Raw genomic sequence first — 16,193 nt, forward strand, 5'->3', positions numbered from 1 at the left:
ATGGCTACCACCAAGAAGCGCCGCGCGCCGAAGGTCGACGCCCCCAAGAAGGCACCGGCCGTTCGCCCCGAGCGACCGGGCCTGCGCGGGTGGCTCGGCCGCGGCCGCGGTGAGTCTTTCTACGTGCAGCAGCCCGACGAGTGGCGCGGCACAACGGTCCAGGTCTGCGGCCTGTGGCCGTTCGCGATCGGCACCGGGACGCCGATGGTCGGCGTCCCGCTCGGCCGACACATCTACACGGGCGCGACCGTGTGCTGCGACCCGATCAGCTGGTTCCAGCGCGCGAAGCTCATCAGCAACCCGTCCGTGTTCGTGCTCGGCAAGCCGGGTCTTGGCAAGTCGACGATCATCCGCCGCATGGCCACGGGCCTCGCCGGCTACGGCGTGATGCCCCTCGTGCTGGGCGACTTGAAGCCGGATTACGTCGACCTCATCAATGCGATGGGCGGGCAGATCATCACCCTCGGCCGCGGCCGCGGGTATCTGAACGTTCTCGATCCTGGCGAGGCCGTCGAGGCGGCCGCACGGCTGCGCGAAGAGGGCTTCGAGAAGGAAGCAGCTCAGGTCATGGCCGACGCCCACGGGCGTCGGCACACGATCGTCTCCGCCCTCCTGACGATCATCAGGCAGCAGCCGCCGACCGACCGCGAAGAGACGATCCTGGACCGAGCGCTGAAGTGGCTCGACGAGCACCACGACGGCGTGCCCGTGCTGGGCGACCTCCTGCGAGTCATCCAGGACGGCCCGAAGGAGGTCCGAGAGGTCGCGCTGGATCGCGGCATCGACGAGAAGTACAAGGCGATCACCGAACACCTGGAGGCGTCGCTGATCGGCCTCGTCGGCGGCGGCCGCCTCGGGGAGACGTTCGCTCGCCCTACGACGAACCCGATGCGGCGCGACCGCCCCGTGGTCTACGACGTCAGCGCGATCGACGACTCCGACATGGACCTCCAGGCGGCGACCCTGCTCGCCTGCTGGAGCGCCGGCTTCGGAACCGTCAACGTCGCGAACGCGCTGGCGGATGCGGGCCTGGAGCCGCGCCGCCACTACTTCGTCATCCTCGACGAGCTGTGGCGGGCGCTGCGCGCCGGCCGCGGCATGGTCGATCGCGTCGACGCACTCACGCGCCTGAACCGTCAGCGCGGCGTCGGCATGGCGATGATTTCGCACACGATGAGCGACCTGCTCGCCCTCCCCAGCGAGGACGACCGGATGAAGGCCAAGGGCTTCGTCGAGCGCTCCGGCATGGTCATCTGCGGCGGCCTGCCGTCCGCAGAAATGCCGCAGCTCACGAGCGCGGTGCCGTTCTCGAACGCCGAGCAAGAACTACTCATCGGCTGGCAGGACCCGCCTGAGTGGGACCCCGCGACCGGACGCGAGGCCGAGCCTCCCGGCCGCGGCAAGTTCCTCGTGAAGGTCGGTGGCCGCCCGGGCATCCCGGTCAACGTCGAGCTGACGTCCGTGGAGCTCCAGGTGAGCGACACGAACAAGCTCTGGCACGACCAGTCGCGCGTCGGCCGCCGCAGCCGCCGCGCACACGCTGAGGAGGCCGTCGCATGAACCAGCCCAACAACCGCCGCCGCGATCCCGCGGGCATGTCCGGTCAGAGCCTCGCCGTCCTCGTCATCGCGGGCGGCGCGGCCGTTCTGGGCGTGGGAGCGTGGACGTCGGTCACTCTCGCCCATCAGTGGGCGGGGACCGCCGACACGCTCCCCTCGGACCCCTTCAAGGTCGTTATCGACCTGTTCCGGGGTCGGATCGAGTGGCTGCCGGCGTCGACGTGGATCGCGGTCGGATTCGCCGTCGCTGCGCTGCTCCTGGTCGCGTTGTATTTGTGGCTTCGTCACGGCGGGCAGAAGAACCGCACGCGCGTCGACTCTGCCTCCCGGTACATGGGTATCGGTCGGGACGTAGAGGCCCTGAGCGAGAAGTCGGCCCGTGCGACGGCGCAGCGCCTCGGTGTCGCTGACAGCGCCGGTGTCCCCATCGGCACGCACCTGTTCAGCGGCAAACCGCTGTTCGCGTCCTGGGAGGACATGCACATCGACATTTGGGGGCCGCGCACCGGTAAGACGACGTCGCGGGCCGTGCCGGCGATCCTCGACGCACCTGGGGCCGCTCTCGTCACGTCGAACAAGCGCGACGTCGTGGACGCGACTCGCGACGTGCGCGCCGAGCGGGGCCCGGTGTGGGTGTTCGATCCGCAGGGCATCGCTCTGGAGGAACCGACCTGGTACTGGAACCCGCTCAGCTACGTCACCGACGAGGTGCGAGCTGCCAAGCTCGCGGAGCACTTCGCTGCGGGTAGCCGTGAGCCGGGGGCTAAGACGGATGCCTACTTCGACCCGGCTGGCCAGGACCTCCTGGCCGGTCTGCTTCTCGCCGCAGCTCTCGACGGCCGCCCGATCACGGACGTGTACCGGTGGCTCACCCGTCCGAGCGAGGAAGAACCGGTGCGCATCCTGGAATCCCACGGCTTCGACCTGACCGCCGACCAGGTGGCCGGCGTCGTTAACGCCCCGGACAAGCAGCGCGGCGGCATCTACGGCACCGCGCAGCAAATGGCGGCGTGCCTGACCAACCGCACGATCGTCCGGTGGATCGTCCCCGAGCCTGGCGACCTGCGGCCGACGTTCGACCCGGCCGCGTTCGTGCGCGCGGGCGGCACGCTCTACAGCCTCTCCAAGGAGGGTCGCGGCACCGCCGGCCCGCTCGTCACGGCACTCACGGTCGCCGTGGTCGAGGCCGCCGAAGAACTCGCCGTGCACTCGCCTGGCGGACGCCTCGCGACGCCGCTCCTGGGCGTTCTCGACGAGGCAGCGAACGTGTGCCGGTGGCGCACTCTCCCGGACCTCTACAGCCACTACGGCAGCCGGGGAATCGTCCTCATGACCATCCTGCAGTCGTGGTCGCAGGGCGTCGACGTGTGGGGCGAGTCCGGCATGCGCAAGCTGTGGTCGGCCTCGAACGTCAAGTGCTACGGCGGCGGCGTCTCGGAGACGGCATTCCTGGAGGATCTGTCACGGCTCATCGGTGAGCACGATCGCGTGCGCACTTCGGTGTCATCGGGCACCGGGCATCGCTCGGTGTCTCAGCAAGTGCAGCGTGAGCGCACTCTGGACGTCTCGGAGCTCGGCGCGATGCCGAAGGGTCGCGCCGTGGTGATCGCGTCGGGTTCTCGGCCGACACTGATCCGCACGAAGCCCTGGATGACGGGGCCGTTCGCGGAGAAGGTGCGCGCCTCGATCAAAGCGCACGATCCGCAAGGCTCGCGCACGATCGCGGAGGCGGAGACCGAAGTCGCCACGGTGGAACGTCAGCTCGAGCAGGAGGGCGCAGCATGAGCGGTCTGGGCGAGTGGGACGACGAGGAAGAAACGACCTGGCCGGCCCCTGACGGCGGTTCTGACGCGACGGCCGGCATCGCCGGCACCGAGACACCCGATCCCGGCCCGCAGCTCGTCTACGGCAACGTCAGCGAGTTCGTCGACCAGTTCCTCCGGCACGCCTACCGGCGTAAGACGAGCGGCCGGCTGGCGCCGTGGTGGTCGGGCGAGTGGTGGAAGCACGACGAGGCCGTGATGCGCCTCGAAGCGCTCTGGCGGGCGTGGGAGCACCTGCGCCTCGATCCGGCGACGGGCATGTCCGTGTGGTGGCGGGATCACGCCGACCACCACATGCGGGTGCTCATGGCGGACGACGGCCCTTTCCACGGATCGCCCGATGCGATCGACTACGGAAAGCCGTTGACGCACGTCGAGCCGCCCGAAGGACTGTTCGTCGACGAGCGAGTCACACCGACCTCCTGAGACAACGAGAGAGGGCCGCACCCACCGGGTGCGGCCCTCTCTCGTGCGTTCAGCGGCCGAGCTGCTGTGTCCTTCCCGCGCTGGCTCCGATGCGCGTCTTGCGCGCCTTCGCCGCCTTGCCGGCGATCACCGCCTCGGACGCCGGCCGGCCCTGGCTGACGTCCGCGCGCATGCGCGTCGCGACCGTCTCCTGGTCGATCTGCTTGCCCTCCAGCTCGGCGGCGCGCGCAGCTCGTCGACCGGCGCTGTCGTAGTCCTGTGCGGACTCCGATCGCGCGTCGGTGGAGGCGTCGCGCAGCTCGCCGGCCTGAGCCGCTGCGGCGTCGCGGTCGGCAGGGTCCGGCTCGTGCTGCGCGGCCGCCTCAGCCTGTGCCGCCTGTGCGTCGAGCCGGTCGGCCTCGCTGAGGGTCACCGCGGCGTCAGCGCGGTCCTCCTGCTCCTTGCGACGCTCTTCCTGGGCGAGCCTTTCGAGACGCTCGGCCTCCAGCCGTGCCACCCACTCCTGCACCTTCGCCGGGTCGCCGCCGAGCGCGTCGGTGACGATGCCGTAGCGCTCGTGCAGCTCGACCTTCATCCGGTCCTCGGCGGCGCGCGCTTCCGGCTCGAACTCACGCCACGCGCGCGCCGTGGCGAACGTCTGGCCGATCCGCTGAGGGTCGTTCTGGTTCCAGAACTCCGCCCCGTGAACCTGCCGGACCTCGGCCACCGCCGCGGCGCGTTCGGCCTCGAACCGGTCGCGCAAGTCGCGGGCCTCCGTAGCCGTCGGGACCTCCAGCTCACGGGCGCGCTGTGCGATCGCCTGGCTGAGCTGTTCACCGAGCCGAGCGCCGGCCGTGACGGCAACGCGGGCCATGCCTTCCAGGCTTTCTTCGATTCCGTCTGTATCCACCATTTCCGTACCCTCCTATCGCTCGGGGCCGCGCTCCGGCTGCTTGACGCTCGGGCTCACGCGCGGGCGGTCGGGCAGCTCGGTAGGCAGCGGCGAACCGATCTTGTTGACGTCTGTGCGGCCGGCGCTGATGCGCTGCTTCATCGCCTCCAGCTCCGGGTCGACCGTGGCCACCTTTGCCGGTGCCGGCGCGGTCGTCGCGTAATCCTCCAGGCGAGCGTGCACCGTGCGCAGGTGGTCGCGCTCAGCGTCCCGAATGGCCTGTGCCTGGCGCAGCTCCCCGCTCGCCCGTGCAGCGTCGTAGACCGCCTTCGCGAGGTTCGCCAGCTGACGGATCATGATGACCTGTGCAGCGAGCCCCTGCCCGCCCCGCGCGCCCGATGCCAGGAGCATCGCCGTGCCGGCGAGCGACCCCATGCTGGTCGGCTTGGGCTTGATCGGCGTGCGCCAGGTCTGCGCCGACCGGGACAGAATGTCGGAGGCGCGCGCCAGGTCGCCAGGCTCGTCCTCGACCGCGTTAGACCACGCCGCGAAAGCTCCCGCCGTGTGACGAGCGACGCGCGCCCACGTCTCGCGATCGTCGACCGGAACGCTGCGCAGACGGTCGCGCAACTCGCCCAGCTCGGCGTTCATCTGCTCGAACATCTGCGGGTCGACCTCGGCAGCCTCACGCCCGGGCTGCACGACTCGGCGGCCGCGGTAAGCGGCGTTCCACTCGGCCGCGGCGTCCGTCGCGCCGGTCGGGGTATCAGGCCATTCGGCGCGCAGCCTCGGCAGCGTGAGGTCGCGCCCAAGGTGCCCGCCGCCGTACCAGATCGGCCGCTCGCCGGCCTCGGGTCGACGGGCCACGCTGTAGCCGGTGATGACGTCCTGGGTGCCCTCCGCAAACCGGGGCCGGACGATGAGGCCTGACCGCCGCATGCGGCGAACGAACTCGCCTTCACTCTCCGCTGCGGTGGCACACCCGCGCACTGTACGCGCGAGTGCGTACCGGGGCTGGTCGACGCTCTTCTCCGCCGCGATACGGGCCTGCCGATCGATGGGAGTCAGCTGCTCCCACGACGGCATCGGCTTGTCGCTCTCACGGCGAGTCCGGTCGTACTTCCACTCGGCGCGCGAGCGTGCCTGTGCCTCCTGCTCGGCGGGGTCGTAGCCGCGCGTCGAGCGTTCGGCCGATGCGGACTCCAGCTCTTCCAGGCCGTACTTCTGCTCCAGTGCACGCGCGGCCTTCTGTGCACGGTGGAAGTCGTTGTGAACGCTCGCCTTCGTGCCGTCCTCACGCACGAGGTTGACCACGATGTGAATGTGGTCGTTGCCGTTCTGGCTCACGCCGTGACGGACCGCCGCCCACCGAGTCGGGGCCTTCGTACCCTCGGCGTCGTCGAAGTCCATCAGCGTCACGAAGTCGCGCGCGATCGCGTTCCACTGATCGTCCGTCAGCATGCCCTCTTCGGCGCGCAGCGACAGCGAGCAGTGCCAGACGTGGCCGCCCGCGACCTCCGTGCCGAACGCCTGCTTGGTGCGGTCCAGGTGGCGCGCGATCACCAGAGCGGAATCGCGTCCAAGCTCGGTGTCTGCGTGCCACGCCATGATCGCGTCATCACCCGCGACGACGTGCGGCTCCGTGTGCTCGTTGTGGCGTCCTGCGCCAGCAAGGTACGTCAGCAATCCCGACATGCGATCGCCGCGCACGACGTTCGGCATCATGCGCGGACTCCGAGCTGATCCACTACCTCGTCGATCTGCTCCGCCGTGCGACGCACCGCGGCGATGGTGTGCCGCAGCTCGTCGCGCAGCTCCACCGGCACAAGCCCCTCAGCGTTGGTCGCGCGTGCGATCTGGTTGAGGTTGTTGCCGATGCTCGCGAGCGAGCGGTGCAGCCGGAACAGGTCTGCAAGCTGCTCACGTCGTGCCGTCGCCGTCTCGCCCGTCTCGGGTGCCATCGCGCACTCGTACAGGTAGCGCGGGATCGTCACGTTCTGCGCAAGCGCACGACGGTACAGCTCGCCCTCTTCCTCGGGCGACACCCATACCTCGTGCCGCTTCGTGCGTCCCCCCGGGACATTCGCACGACGTCGCCCCTTGGGCGTGCGGCGCTCCGGCGACTCGTTCGCCATAACAACACCGCCTTTCTGATGCCCAGCGCAGCGACCCCGAACGGGGACCACACGTCAAGTGTGCCGCATCCGCGACCCCGTGTCGAGGATCAAGCCCCAGTTACCCCGGGTAACTGTATAGCTTGCTCCGTCTGGGACTCCACAGAGGCCGGCACCGACGACAGGAGGGGGTGGAAGCGGCTGCGCCGCTTCGGAGCCTCCCCGCGCTGCGCGCGCTCTGGTGTTTGACGGAACACATACATACACTGTGGAAATGGCTAAAACACTCTCCGTTGAAGAAGCAGAAGCACGCGCCAACCAGCTCCAACAGGAGCGGTTGAGCGCCATTCGCGGCCTCGCGGAGGCGCGCCAGAACGTCGCAGACGTGCGCGCCGACGCGGAGCGACGCCGCGCCGAGCTGGAGCGCGAACTGGCCGCGCTCGTAAGCGATGCCGAGCGCGAGGACGTGCAGCGCTACAACGCCGCACTGTCGGCTGGATGGACCGACGTCGAGCTGCGAAAGATCGGCTTCGATGAGCCGGACAAGAAGCAGCGGACGCGCAAGCGAGCCGCACGTAAGCCGTCGTCCTCTCAGCCCGCCCCGGCATCCGTCAGCGAGTCAGAAAGTGGCGGCTCCGACCTCGGATAGCTCCCCGCATAACAGACCCCGCATCCGGCTCTCGGTGCGGGGTCTGTTGCGTTTCCCCGCGTTGCGGGGTTGCACTCCGTTCCAGGCCCGTCAAGGGCGCTGCGCGTCCCTTCGGGAGAGCCCTGGGGGCTCCCCTTGACCGCCCCTCCACTGCGTGCAAGGCGGCAAGTGTTCGCCGAAAGCAGGCAGCTCGGCGCATGCGCCGAACTGCTCACTTTCGGACGACACAAACCAAGGGAGAGGACGTCACGATGAGCACTCTGGTTGCGTTCACGACGATCACGACAACGCTGCCGACGCTGGACGATTCACGAGGCAGTCTGCTTCGCAGGGTCGCGGAGCGCGATCAGCAACTCGCGGATCACGGGCGCTACGGCTATCACCTGCTGAACACGGTGACGGTCACGGGAACGGAGTTCGTGACGGTGATCGACACGCTCTCGAAGGATGCCGATTGAGCGGCTAGGACCGCTCCGGCCCGGGCGTCGACGAGCCGCGATCGGTGGCTATCGGGCGCGCAGCTGCGGCACGCTGCTGTGTGCGTGCCAGAGCGGTGTCGACCAGTGCGGCGCTGCGTGAGCTACGGGACTTGTCGACCTCGACTGTCGCCTGCGCAGGACGCCCCTCGGCGTCTGCTGCGCGCGCCTCTTCGGCACTCGTGCGGAACACCCGATACCGGCCTACTGCGGGGCACTGCTCGGCCAGCGCTCGTGCTGCGGCCTCCGGCTTCGAACGGCCTCCAGGGCCGTCGAACACGTCGCGCGCGTATTCGCTGGGAACCCACCGGCCGCCGAGCGAGTCACCGCCGTCCAGGGCGGTCGTGTAGGCGTGCTCCCAGCGGCCGCGGATGCGCTCTTCGGACAGCTCGTAGGGCACCTCGACGTCGATCACCCGAACGTCGTATCCGGCGTCGTTGAGGCGCTGCCCGAGCGCGAGGGCGTCGGCCTCGTTGCTGAGAACGGTGTCGATCACGATGTTGTCGCCGGCGGCGATTGCGTCGGCTCGCAAGCTCTTGGCGAGGTAGGACGATTCTTCGTGCACGAGGGATGCCAGCTCCAGCGGGTAGAACCTCTCCCCCCGCGCTTCGCGGTCGCGAATGGCGTCGGGCATGAGCCACGTGTCGTAGCTCCCGTCCGCCTGCGCCTCGCGCAGAAGCGAGCGCTTGAACTCGTCCGCGTCGATCACGAGATACTTCCCCCGGTGCTCTCCGAGCACGTCGGCCAGGACGGTGCTCTTGCCGGCGCCGGGAGGTCCGGCAAGCACGATCGCGCGGTGCTGCTGCTCGACGTCGGGAGCCGCTGCGCGCGCTTCGTCGATCAGCCGTTCGTGGAGAAGGTCGCGCGCCAGCGTTGGCTCACCGCCGACCCACCACGCGGGGTTGTTCGTCGTGGCAGTGGCGGCGTTCGGCGCGAGCGCTTGGCCAGGCTTGGACAGCTCGCGCACGGTATCCATGTGGCGAGCGACTGCATCGGAAACCACGCTTTAGTCGCCGTGCCGGTCGTGCGCGCGGACCTTCCCGCTGGCCTTCGCGACCTTCACAGGCTTGCCGGTCGTCGCGCTCCGGTGAACGGTGCTGAACCTGCCCGTGCCACCCTTCCGGTCGACAGCGGTTCCACGCGGGCCCTTCACTTCGAGCTGCAAGCCGCTCTTGGTCTTGATGACCAAGCGGCCGTTCTTCTCGGTGACCTCTCCCCCGCCGATTGCCGAGGCGATTTCTCGAGCGGTGTCACGCGCGCGATCCTTCGGTGACACCTTGCGGGGTGCAGGCTCTTCCTTCTCGGTCGGTGCCGGCGCGGCCGCAATGTTGTGGCGGCGGTTGAACACTTCCTCGTAGACGTCGTTCTCGATGAGCCCACGACGTCGAGCGTCGCTGACCTCGGACCAGGTGCCGGCCGGGTCAACGATGAGGGAGTCATACCCGTCCGTGTGGCCGCCTTCGACGTAGGGGAACCGCGTGAGTTCGTCGACGAGCTGCGCGCGGTCGATGATGCCGCCCGCGTAGCGCTGACAAATCTCGTAGGGCGTCGCGCCGGAGAATCCGTCCAGCGGCATCGCGACCTTCGCGGCCGTGCGGAGCGCACTGAGCACGGACGGCTGCGCGATCCCGAGCCACTTGGAGATCTGCGTCTGGGTGTAGCCGCGCTCTTCGAGCCGGCGCAGCTCACGCCGGTAGTCCAGCTCGTCGATTTCCTTCCGGCGACGGGCGCGCATTGCCGCGCGTGCCTCGGCCGGAACCTCTGCGATCGTCATAACGATCACCTCCTATAGAACATTCTATAAAGGATGCCTTGAAAGGGCTAGGGGTTGAGCGCACGGCGAACACTCGTGGCACCGACTCCGAGCACGCGGGCGATGCTTTCCCAGCTCTGCTGCTCGGCGCGCATGCGCTCTGCCGTCGCAATCCGTTCGGGCGTCATCACGCTCGGGCGGCCGCCGACGCGGCCCTGGCTGCGGGCGTAGTCGAGGCCGCGGGTCGTGTTCTCGCGGATCGTGTCGACGCGGAGCTGCGCGAACACGGCCACGATGCCGTACAGGGCGCGGCCCATCGGTGTCGTGGTGTCGATCATCGGCTCGGTGAGGCTGACGATGTTCACCTGTCGGGCGTCGAGGTCCTGCAACGTCTCGATCAGGATGCGCTCACTGCCGGCGAGGCGGTCGAGCCGGCGCACTTTGAGGGTGTCCCCCGGCCGGAGGTAGTTGAGGCAGGCAAGCCACTGGGGGCGGTCTGCGACGCGGCTGGACTCGCCGTGGTCGACGAACACACGTTCGCAGCCGGCCGCCCGCAGCTCGGCCTCCTGCGCGTCCGGGTTCTGCTCGCGCTTGGAGACTCGGGCGTAGCCGACTTCGTGTGCCATGCCGAAAACGGTACTGCCGATGTTCCGGCGTGATTCGGTTTCGGCAGGGGGTTTCGGCGGATCGTTCCTCGGCGTGTCGTGCACCTGGTCGTCGACGTCGACGAGGCCGCCGAAAACGATCGTTTACGGCTGAGCCCGCAATCGGGTTGACTTACCATACGTATGGTACGTATATTCGAACTGTGCCAACCAAAATCGGACTTCTCGATCACGCAGTTGAAGTCCTTCGCCGCGGCGATGCCCTCACCCTCGATGCAGTCGCTCGCGAGGCGGGGTTGACGAAGCCCGGGGTGGTCCACCATTTCGGCACGAAAGAAGTTCTCACTGTCGCAGTCGTGAACCGCATCATCGACCGCTGGGAAGCGGATCTGCATACTCGGGCCTCGACGGATGCCGAGCCGATCGACAAGCTGCGCGCGTACGTCGACTACGCACTCAACGGCGACTTCGACTCCAGCGATCTCGCCCTGCTCGCGGACGTGAACCTGCGCGAGCGGTTGTCTGCTCTGTGGGCGGAACGCCTAACCCCGTGGCTCGGCAGCAACATCGACACTGACCCGGCGAGCCGCGCATCACTTCGCGCCGCCCGCCTGCTGGCCGACGGCGCGTGGTTCAACGCCGCGCTCGGCATCCCCACCGTCCGCGACGACGAACGATCCGTCCTACGCGCGATCGCCCTGCAACTCGTGAATGAAGGAGACCCCCAGTGACCAACAAAGCCAAAGGCTGGCTGTTCCTCATCGGCGCGATCGCCGCCGAGGTCACCGGCTCACTATCCCTCAAAGGTGCGCTCGACGCACCCGCCCTCTATGCACTCGTCGCAGCCGGCTACATCGGCGCGTTCGTGTTCCTCAGCCTCGTGCTTCGCACCGGCATGGCCCTCGGCGTCGCCTACGGCATTTGGGGAGCATCCGGGGTCGCGCTCACGGCACTTCTCTCCCTCATCATCTTCGGCGAACCGCTCACGCTCTTGATGGGCATCGGTATCGTCGTCGTCATCGCCGGAGTGCTGTGCGTCGAACTCGGCGCACAGGCCGGTCACAAGAAGAAGGCAGAGGTCGCGTGATGGTCTGGCTGTTCCTCATCGGCGCAATCGTCTTCGAGGTCGTCGGCACGCTCTCCCTGCGTATGGCCGTCGACAAGAAGCGCTGGTATGTCGGCGTAGCTGTGGGCTACGTCCTCGCATTCACCATGCTCAGCCTCGCCCTCGCCGGCGGCATGGCACTCGGCGTCGCCTACGGCATCTGGGCCGCATCCGGCGTCGCACTCACCGCCATCCTCAGCAAGTTCCTCTTCAAAGAGCCCTTCACCTGGCTGATGGGCCTCGGCATCGTCCTCATCGTCGGCGGCGTTCTCTGCATTGAACTCGGAGCCGTCCACTAACCCGGCGAGGCGGACATCCCCACGTCTAGCGCGATGGACAGCGAAACCGTCTGCCGAAAGCAACTTGCGGGGAACCTTCGCGGCAAGGTCACCAGACGTCGGTCGGGTCGGAGATGCGCTGGCATGCTCCCTGCCATATCCAGCACCGCAACGTCTCACCGTCGATCGTCACTTGCACGCCCACGGCGTCGGCTGTCCAGCGCTTCACCTGGACGACGCACCGCACGTTGGTGTCCCCGAACTGGAGCCACGCATGCCCCCATATCGTCAGCTGCTCGGGAACGATCGTGAGGGGCTGCGCATGCAATCGCAGCTGGACGCGATCGAGGGTGCGCAGCGGCCCACGCTTGCGCGCCTCGCGCAGCTCGCGCTCTTCGCCCCTCTGCGCCGCCAGGTGCGGGTAGCGCTTGTTCGTTCCCACTGAGACATCGTCCCGGGAACATCGGACGCTGAGGGGGCCTACTCAGCGTTGTCCTTCGGCTTGCCGGGTCGGGGCCAGGGCCAGGCGTCGACGACGGCCCACAGCTCGGCCGACGATCGCGAAACGATCATGTCGGGCCGGCTCTCAGCCACCACGGCGTCAAGGAACCAGGAGGCATCGCGCAGCGCGTCGGTGTAGCCGGAGTGGCCGCGGGCGACAGCTCCCATGATTGCCGCGATCTTCATTGCCTGGCGCACGGTGATCTGCACCGGGAGGTCATCGCCCTCGTGAGCCCCGTTGACCGTGCGCTGGAACGCCTCGGCTACTTTCAGCTCGTACTCCGGGTCTGCGGGGTCGATCAGATTCTCACTCATCGGTGCTCCTTCGTTCTACTGCGGCGCCCACTGTCGTCTGCGCGAAAGTGCCGGCGGGGGCTTCGAGGATCGCATCTACGATCCCTGGGGATGGTTCTCGGGGGCATGGGTCCGTGGAGCACGGCTGGAGCGTCACAACGCCCGTCACGCGCCCGTCGCGGATCCATACGACGTCGAGCGGTACGCGGGTGTCCTGCATCCAGACCTCTGTGCGCTGTGCGGGCTCGAGCGGGAACCACATGCCGGTGCCGTCCGGCACGCTGTCCCGCCCGCTGAGCCCTTCGCGCTGCGCGTCGGTGCTCGTTGCTTGTTCGGCGGTGATCGTCACACCGTCGATGGTCACGCGCAGCTCGTCGACGTCGGCGGCACAGCCGGTGAGGATGATCGCCACGGCGGCCGCGACCGCGGCCGCGGCACGCTTCATTCCAGGGGCCGGCCCACGGGACCGGTGCCGGGAGGCATCGGCTCGAAGTGCTCGCCGTCGTTGAATTCACGCTCCAGCGACTCGACGAGGCCCATCACGCCGTGCAGCTGCATGTCGGTCATGTTCCGCCAGCGGTACTTGTCGCGACCGGCGTAGAACGCGGCGCGGATGCGGCCGTCCTGGTCGCTGTCCGCGTAGTAGTTCATCTTCGTGCGCGTCGGCTTCTTCGCTGCTACTCCCCCGGCCTTCGTCGGCGTCGGGGCGGGTGCTGCGGGTGCGACTGCAGCCGGCGCCGGAGTCGGCTGTGCCGCCGGCACTGCCTGGGTGTTGACGGGCGTCTGCCCGCTGAGCGCGGACGTGCGGCGCTCGGTTCGCTTCGCGGCCATGTGCTTAATTCCTTCCGGTGAGCTGCGTGAGGTATCCGTCGTAGATCGCTGCGAGCTCGCGCGCATCAGCGTCGCCTTCGTCGAGCCCGATCGATTCTTCGGTGGCGTCTGCGATCGCCTGGCGCTTCGGCACGGGCGGGGTGAGCAGCGGGAGGCCGCGCGCCTCGGCGGCCGCCTCGATTTCGCCGGCCCAGTGGCCGCCGCCGACCGTTCGAGACTCGTGCTGGTTGAGCACGACGCCGGCGACGCGCAGCCGGGGGTTGTAGCTCTGCTGTACCTGCGTGATGGTGTCGAGCAGCTTCGCGAGCCCGTTGGCGCTCCAGAGCTTCGTCTGCGTGACGACGAGCGCGCCGTCAGCGGCCGTGAGCGCGTTGATGACGAGCTGGTCGAGGTTCGGGCCACAGTCGATCAGGATGAGGTCGTAGTCGCCGCGCACAGCCTCCAGGGCACGGCTCAGCCGTCCCTCACGGGCGGCTCCAGCGACCACGAGCTGATCGCGCACCACACCGAGCGTCTCCCCCGTCGTCGGCACGACGTCGAGCCCTTCCCAGATTCCCGGCACGATGACGTCTGCGATGGTGTCGGGCGTGTACTCGCTGAGCACGTCGGCCAGCCCCGGCTCCGTCTCTCCGACGTCCTCGGTCAGGACGCTGGTGATGTTGCCCTGCGGGTCGCTGTCGACGACGAGCACGCGCAGGCCGGCGAGCACGGCCGCCCGGGTCAGATGGAAGACGGTCGTCGACTTCCCGACGCCGCCCTTCTGGTTGCAGGCGGTCAGTATCACTGCTTCGCGCTGGTTGGTGTCAGTCACGGGTTCCTCCCGGGTCGTATGTTCTGAGTGTATCCCCATTAGTGACAATGCCTCTATTGGGTATGAGGGAAGGAGGGGAGCGCTCGGGGCACTCCCCTCCTGGCACGGTCACTCGGTTGTGCCGCTGCGCTCCACGGTCACGGACTGGAGGTGCAGGCTCACGCCGACCTCATCGGCCCGGACCTCGTGCTGGATGCGCTCTTCGCCACCCTCGGGGCGGTAGACGGTCGTGCGGTACTCCCCCGCGAATGTGATGCGGATGTTGCCGGAGCGCTCCGCGGCCTCGACGAGGTTCACCGCCTGGTTGCCCTGCACGGCCACGTCGTAGCCGATCGTGCCGCCGTCCTCGTAGTTGCCGTCGTCCTTGCGGATGCGATCGGTCACGAGCACGCGGGCGTAGGTGTACGGCTTGCCCTTGTCGTTCTCGCGCAGGACGGGAGTCGCGGCGAGATTTCCGGTGCGGGTGATGTAGCTCATGGTGAGCATTTCCTTTCTCTCTGTGTTGGGGATAATGCCGGTATTAGTACCGGTTTGCAACGGGTTCAGAGCCCGTAGCGGTTGATGGTCATGCGGTGCCCGTCCATCTGGCCGGGGTAGAACACCCACTCGATGCCGGAGCCGGTGGGCGGCTCGAACCGGACGCCGCGCACGGGGCTACCGGTCGTGATCGGTCCTAGCTCATTGGCGACGGTGAGGGGCTTGGCGTAGGGCTTGCCGTCGAGGGCCGTCAACACGTCCCCCTCCCGCAGCTCTGCCAGTTTCGTCACGATCAGCTCCTTCATCTTCTGTACCTCCATTGTACCTTATGCCTCTATTAGGGGGAATGCCGGGATTCCTGCTCAGTCCTCGCGCGGGAGCATGATCGTCACGACGGGCTCGCCTTCGTCGCCGGGGCCGATGTGCAGCGCCAGCTCGATCAGCTCTGCCTCGTTCCACTGCCGGCCTCGATCCTCGTTCGGGATGCGGAACACGCGGAAGGTGACGCGATCGCCGCCCGGGGCGTTGCCCGCGGCGATGCCGGCCATGTAGAGCACGTCCCACAGCCGGCCGTCCTCGTCCTGCGGCTCGGGCCTGTCCTCGTCCCAGGCGACCGCCTCGGCCCACGCGGCACGAGTGAGCGCGACCGGGATGCGGAACCGGGCTTCGCGCGCCATGTCGCCCGCGTCGACCAGATCGCCGTCCGCTAGTGCGTCCTCGCGAGTGCGGCTGTGGATCACGCTGCCGAAGTAGTTCTCGATGCTCATACTGTCCTCCTGTACCTAATGCCTCTATTTATCGGGTTGGACAATCCGCGAGTTTCCGCGGGTCTTGGTCTATGTCTCTATTGTACCTAATGCCTCTATTATGGTCAAGCGGTCACTGCTCGAGCGAGCGGCGGCGCTGGAACTCTGCGATCTGCTCGGGGGTGTAGTTGGCCTTCATGTACCAGTGATTCGTCTGCTGCTGCCAGAACTCGACGTCGCGACGCAGCTGCTCGACCTCGCCCTGCAGTCGGGGGATCTCTTGGCGCATCCAATTGAACGCTTCCCACGACACGGGGCCCCGCTCGTCCTGCTGCTCTTCGCTCATCGGTCATCCCATGTGTGCGGCGATACGGTCGATTTCGATGGGGTTGAAGCCTGCCCAGTGGTCCTGATCGTCGACGACGACCACGGGAGCCTGTGCGTATCCGAGGTCTTTCACGTACTCCAGCGCCGCGTCGTCCTGGCTGAGGTCCACGACTCGGTAGGGAATGCCCTTGGCGTCGAGTGCCCGGTACGTCGCGTTGCACTGCACGCAGCTCGGCTTGCTGTACACCGTCAGCTCGTTCTCGATCATGTCCCTCTTCCTCTCTCGATCAATTCGCTGGCTCGTTCCTGATAAGCGGAGCAGTGCCGCAGCAGCAGGGCCGGAACACAACCGCAGGCGGTGGGGGAGAGAATTTCGTCGCGATGTGAGGGAGCGTAGCGACCGCGTGGCGAAAATCTCGGAGGAGCCGGCCCCGGAGGGGCTTGTGTGGAGGACCGCGGCGGCAATGATGGAGCGTCAGGAACGATGCCCGCAGCCCGATGAATGCCGGCGACCCGTAGGGGAGCGCACACCGACGCGCAGCGGCGC

At 67.9% G+C, this 16,193-nt stretch carries 24 protein-coding genes and 1 pseudogene; 9 read left to right on the plus strand and 16 right to left on the minus strand.

The window, feature by feature from the left end; translation table 11 throughout:
• Genes ACWICD_RS13945 through ACWICD_RS13955 form a run of 3 tightly spaced genes read left to right on the plus strand, consistent with a single transcriptional unit; the run spans nucleotide 1 to nucleotide 3,808 of the window.
• On the plus strand, nucleotides 1-1,560 hold the full coding sequence (locus tag ACWICD_RS13945) for a P-loop NTPase family protein (RefSeq protein ID WP_259955001.1): 1,560 nt from the start codon (nucleotides 1-3) through the stop codon (nucleotides 1,558-1,560).
• Nucleotides 1,557-3,344, plus strand: a complete 1,788-nt coding sequence (locus ACWICD_RS13950; protein WP_454140521.1) for a type IV secretory system conjugative DNA transfer family protein — start codon at nucleotides 1,557-1,559, stop codon at nucleotides 3,342-3,344. The genes ACWICD_RS13945 and ACWICD_RS13950 overlap by 4 nt, the downstream gene beginning before the upstream one ends.
• Complete coding sequence (locus tag ACWICD_RS13955; RefSeq protein ID WP_363371049.1) at nucleotides 3,341-3,808, plus strand: DUF4913 domain-containing protein; 468 nt, start codon at nucleotides 3,341-3,343, stop codon at nucleotides 3,806-3,808. The genes ACWICD_RS13950 and ACWICD_RS13955 overlap by 4 nt, the downstream gene beginning before the upstream one ends.
• Before the next feature lie 49 nt (nucleotides 3,809-3,857).
• On the opposite strand, the gene ACWICD_RS13960 is transcribed toward ACWICD_RS13955, so the two are convergent.
• From ACWICD_RS13960 to ACWICD_RS13970, 3 genes are read right to left on the minus strand one after another with little or no spacing between them, the layout of a single operon-like run.
• Nucleotides 3,858-4,661 carry a hypothetical protein gene (locus ACWICD_RS13960; protein WP_363371051.1) on the minus strand — a complete coding sequence of 268 codons (804 nt, stop codon included), beginning with the start codon at nucleotides 4,659-4,661 and terminating at the stop codon, nucleotides 3,858-3,860.
• Between the two features lie 51 nt (nucleotides 4,662-4,712).
• Nucleotides 4,713-6,404: a relaxase/mobilization nuclease domain-containing protein gene (locus tag ACWICD_RS13965; RefSeq protein WP_454140522.1), complete on the minus strand. Its 1,692-nt coding sequence runs from the start codon at nucleotides 6,402-6,404 to the stop codon at nucleotides 4,713-4,715.
• On the minus strand, nucleotides 6,401-6,814 hold the full coding sequence (locus ACWICD_RS13970; protein WP_454140523.1) for a plasmid mobilization protein: 414 nt from the start codon (nucleotides 6,812-6,814) through the stop codon (nucleotides 6,401-6,403). The genes ACWICD_RS13965 and ACWICD_RS13970 overlap by 4 nt, the downstream gene beginning before the upstream one ends.
• Nucleotides 6,815-7,067: 253 nt before the next feature.
• On the opposite strand from ACWICD_RS13970, the gene ACWICD_RS13975 reads away from it, so the two are divergent.
• On the plus strand, nucleotides 7,068-7,442 hold the full coding sequence (locus tag ACWICD_RS13975; protein WP_454140524.1) for a hypothetical protein: 375 nt from the start codon (nucleotides 7,068-7,070) through the stop codon (nucleotides 7,440-7,442).
• Between the two features lie 251 nt (nucleotides 7,443-7,693).
• Nucleotides 7,694-7,900, plus strand: coding sequence for a hypothetical protein (locus ACWICD_RS13980; protein ID WP_363371061.1), 207 nt, complete (start codon nucleotides 7,694-7,696; stop codon nucleotides 7,898-7,900).
• 4 nt (nucleotides 7,901-7,904) lie between these two features.
• Here ACWICD_RS13980 and ACWICD_RS13985 read toward each other — a convergent pair whose 3' ends face one another.
• Genes ACWICD_RS13985 through ACWICD_RS13995 form a run of 3 tightly spaced genes read right to left on the minus strand, consistent with a single transcriptional unit; the run spans nucleotide 7,905 to nucleotide 10,297 of the window.
• Nucleotides 7,905-8,894, minus strand: coding sequence for a zeta toxin family protein (locus ACWICD_RS13985; protein ID WP_363371064.1), 990 nt, complete (start codon nucleotides 8,892-8,894; stop codon nucleotides 7,905-7,907).
• 30 nt (nucleotides 8,895-8,924) lie between these two features.
• Nucleotides 8,925-9,692, minus strand: a complete 768-nt coding sequence (locus ACWICD_RS13990; RefSeq protein WP_363371067.1) for a hypothetical protein — start codon at nucleotides 9,690-9,692, stop codon at nucleotides 8,925-8,927.
• Between the two features lie 47 nt (nucleotides 9,693-9,739).
• Nucleotides 9,740-10,297: a recombinase family protein gene (locus ACWICD_RS13995; RefSeq protein ID WP_363371069.1), complete on the minus strand. Its 558-nt coding sequence runs from the start codon at nucleotides 10,295-10,297 to the stop codon at nucleotides 9,740-9,742.
• A gap of 182 nt (nucleotides 10,298-10,479) precedes the next feature.
• Between ACWICD_RS13995 and ACWICD_RS14000 the strand changes: the two are divergent.
• From ACWICD_RS14000 to ACWICD_RS14015, 4 genes and pseudogenes are all read left to right on the plus strand, one after another.
• Nucleotides 10,480-10,617: pseudogene (locus ACWICD_RS14000) on the plus strand (helix-turn-helix domain-containing protein); the annotation flags it as partial.
• A gap of 15 nt (nucleotides 10,618-10,632) precedes the next feature.
• Nucleotides 10,633-11,007 (plus strand): TetR/AcrR family transcriptional regulator, encoded by a 375-nt coding sequence (locus ACWICD_RS14005; RefSeq protein WP_227718921.1) that lies wholly within the window; start codon nucleotides 10,633-10,635, stop codon nucleotides 11,005-11,007.
• Complete coding sequence (locus ACWICD_RS14010) at nucleotides 11,004-11,363, plus strand: DMT family transporter (RefSeq protein ID WP_046746592.1); 360 nt, start codon at nucleotides 11,004-11,006, stop codon at nucleotides 11,361-11,363. Before ACWICD_RS14005 ends, ACWICD_RS14010 begins: the two co-directional genes overlap by 4 nt.
• Entirely contained in the window at nucleotides 11,363-11,680 is a 318-nt protein-coding gene (locus ACWICD_RS14015; protein ID WP_088478642.1) for a DMT family transporter, read from the plus strand. Before ACWICD_RS14010 ends, ACWICD_RS14015 begins: the two co-directional genes overlap by 1 nt.
• A gap of 88 nt (nucleotides 11,681-11,768) precedes the next feature.
• Here the strand turns inward: ACWICD_RS14015 and ACWICD_RS14020 are convergent, their stop codons facing one another.
• The 10 genes from ACWICD_RS14020 to nrdH form a co-directional block, all read right to left on the minus strand.
• A complete protein-coding gene (locus ACWICD_RS14020) occupies nucleotides 11,769-12,101 on the minus strand; it encodes a hypothetical protein (protein WP_088478641.1) in 333 nt (110 codons plus the stop codon).
• Nucleotides 12,102-12,139: 38 nt separating this feature from the next.
• Complete coding sequence (locus tag ACWICD_RS14025; protein ID WP_088478640.1) at nucleotides 12,140-12,475, minus strand: hypothetical protein; 336 nt, start codon at nucleotides 12,473-12,475, stop codon at nucleotides 12,140-12,142.
• On the minus strand, nucleotides 12,468-12,899 hold the full coding sequence (locus tag ACWICD_RS14030; protein ID WP_088478639.1) for a DUF192 domain-containing protein: 432 nt from the start codon (nucleotides 12,897-12,899) through the stop codon (nucleotides 12,468-12,470). Before ACWICD_RS14030 ends, ACWICD_RS14025 begins: the two co-directional genes overlap by 8 nt.
• Complete coding sequence (locus ACWICD_RS14035; RefSeq protein WP_127913491.1) at nucleotides 12,896-13,285, minus strand: hypothetical protein; 390 nt, start codon at nucleotides 13,283-13,285, stop codon at nucleotides 12,896-12,898. Before ACWICD_RS14035 ends, ACWICD_RS14030 begins: the two co-directional genes overlap by 4 nt.
• Before the next feature lie 4 nt (nucleotides 13,286-13,289).
• On the minus strand, nucleotides 13,290-14,096 hold the full coding sequence (locus tag ACWICD_RS14040) for a ParA family protein (protein ID WP_259955030.1): 807 nt from the start codon (nucleotides 14,094-14,096) through the stop codon (nucleotides 13,290-13,292).
• 108 nt (nucleotides 14,097-14,204) lie between these two features.
• Nucleotides 14,205-14,573: a single-stranded DNA-binding protein gene (locus tag ACWICD_RS14045; RefSeq protein WP_363371082.1), complete on the minus strand. Its 369-nt coding sequence runs from the start codon at nucleotides 14,571-14,573 to the stop codon at nucleotides 14,205-14,207.
• Nucleotides 14,574-14,638: 65 nt separating this feature from the next.
• Complete coding sequence (locus ACWICD_RS14050) at nucleotides 14,639-14,863, minus strand: hypothetical protein (protein ID WP_363371083.1); 225 nt, start codon at nucleotides 14,861-14,863, stop codon at nucleotides 14,639-14,641.
• A 72-nt stretch (nucleotides 14,864-14,935) separates the two neighbouring features.
• On the minus strand, nucleotides 14,936-15,340 hold the full coding sequence (locus ACWICD_RS14055) for a DUF6573 family protein (RefSeq protein ID WP_454140525.1): 405 nt from the start codon (nucleotides 15,338-15,340) through the stop codon (nucleotides 14,936-14,938).
• A gap of 112 nt (nucleotides 15,341-15,452) precedes the next feature.
• Nucleotides 15,453-15,665 (minus strand): hypothetical protein, encoded by a 213-nt coding sequence (locus ACWICD_RS14060; protein WP_259955023.1) that lies wholly within the window; start codon nucleotides 15,663-15,665, stop codon nucleotides 15,453-15,455.
• A 3-nt stretch (nucleotides 15,666-15,668) separates the two neighbouring features.
• Nucleotides 15,669-15,914 (minus strand): glutaredoxin-like protein NrdH, encoded by a 246-nt coding sequence (gene nrdH, locus ACWICD_RS14065; RefSeq protein WP_179516453.1) that lies wholly within the window; start codon nucleotides 15,912-15,914, stop codon nucleotides 15,669-15,671.
• Nucleotides 15,915-16,193: the final 279 nt, after the last annotated feature.

The organism is Microbacterium sp. NPDC055357, assembly GCF_053644835.1.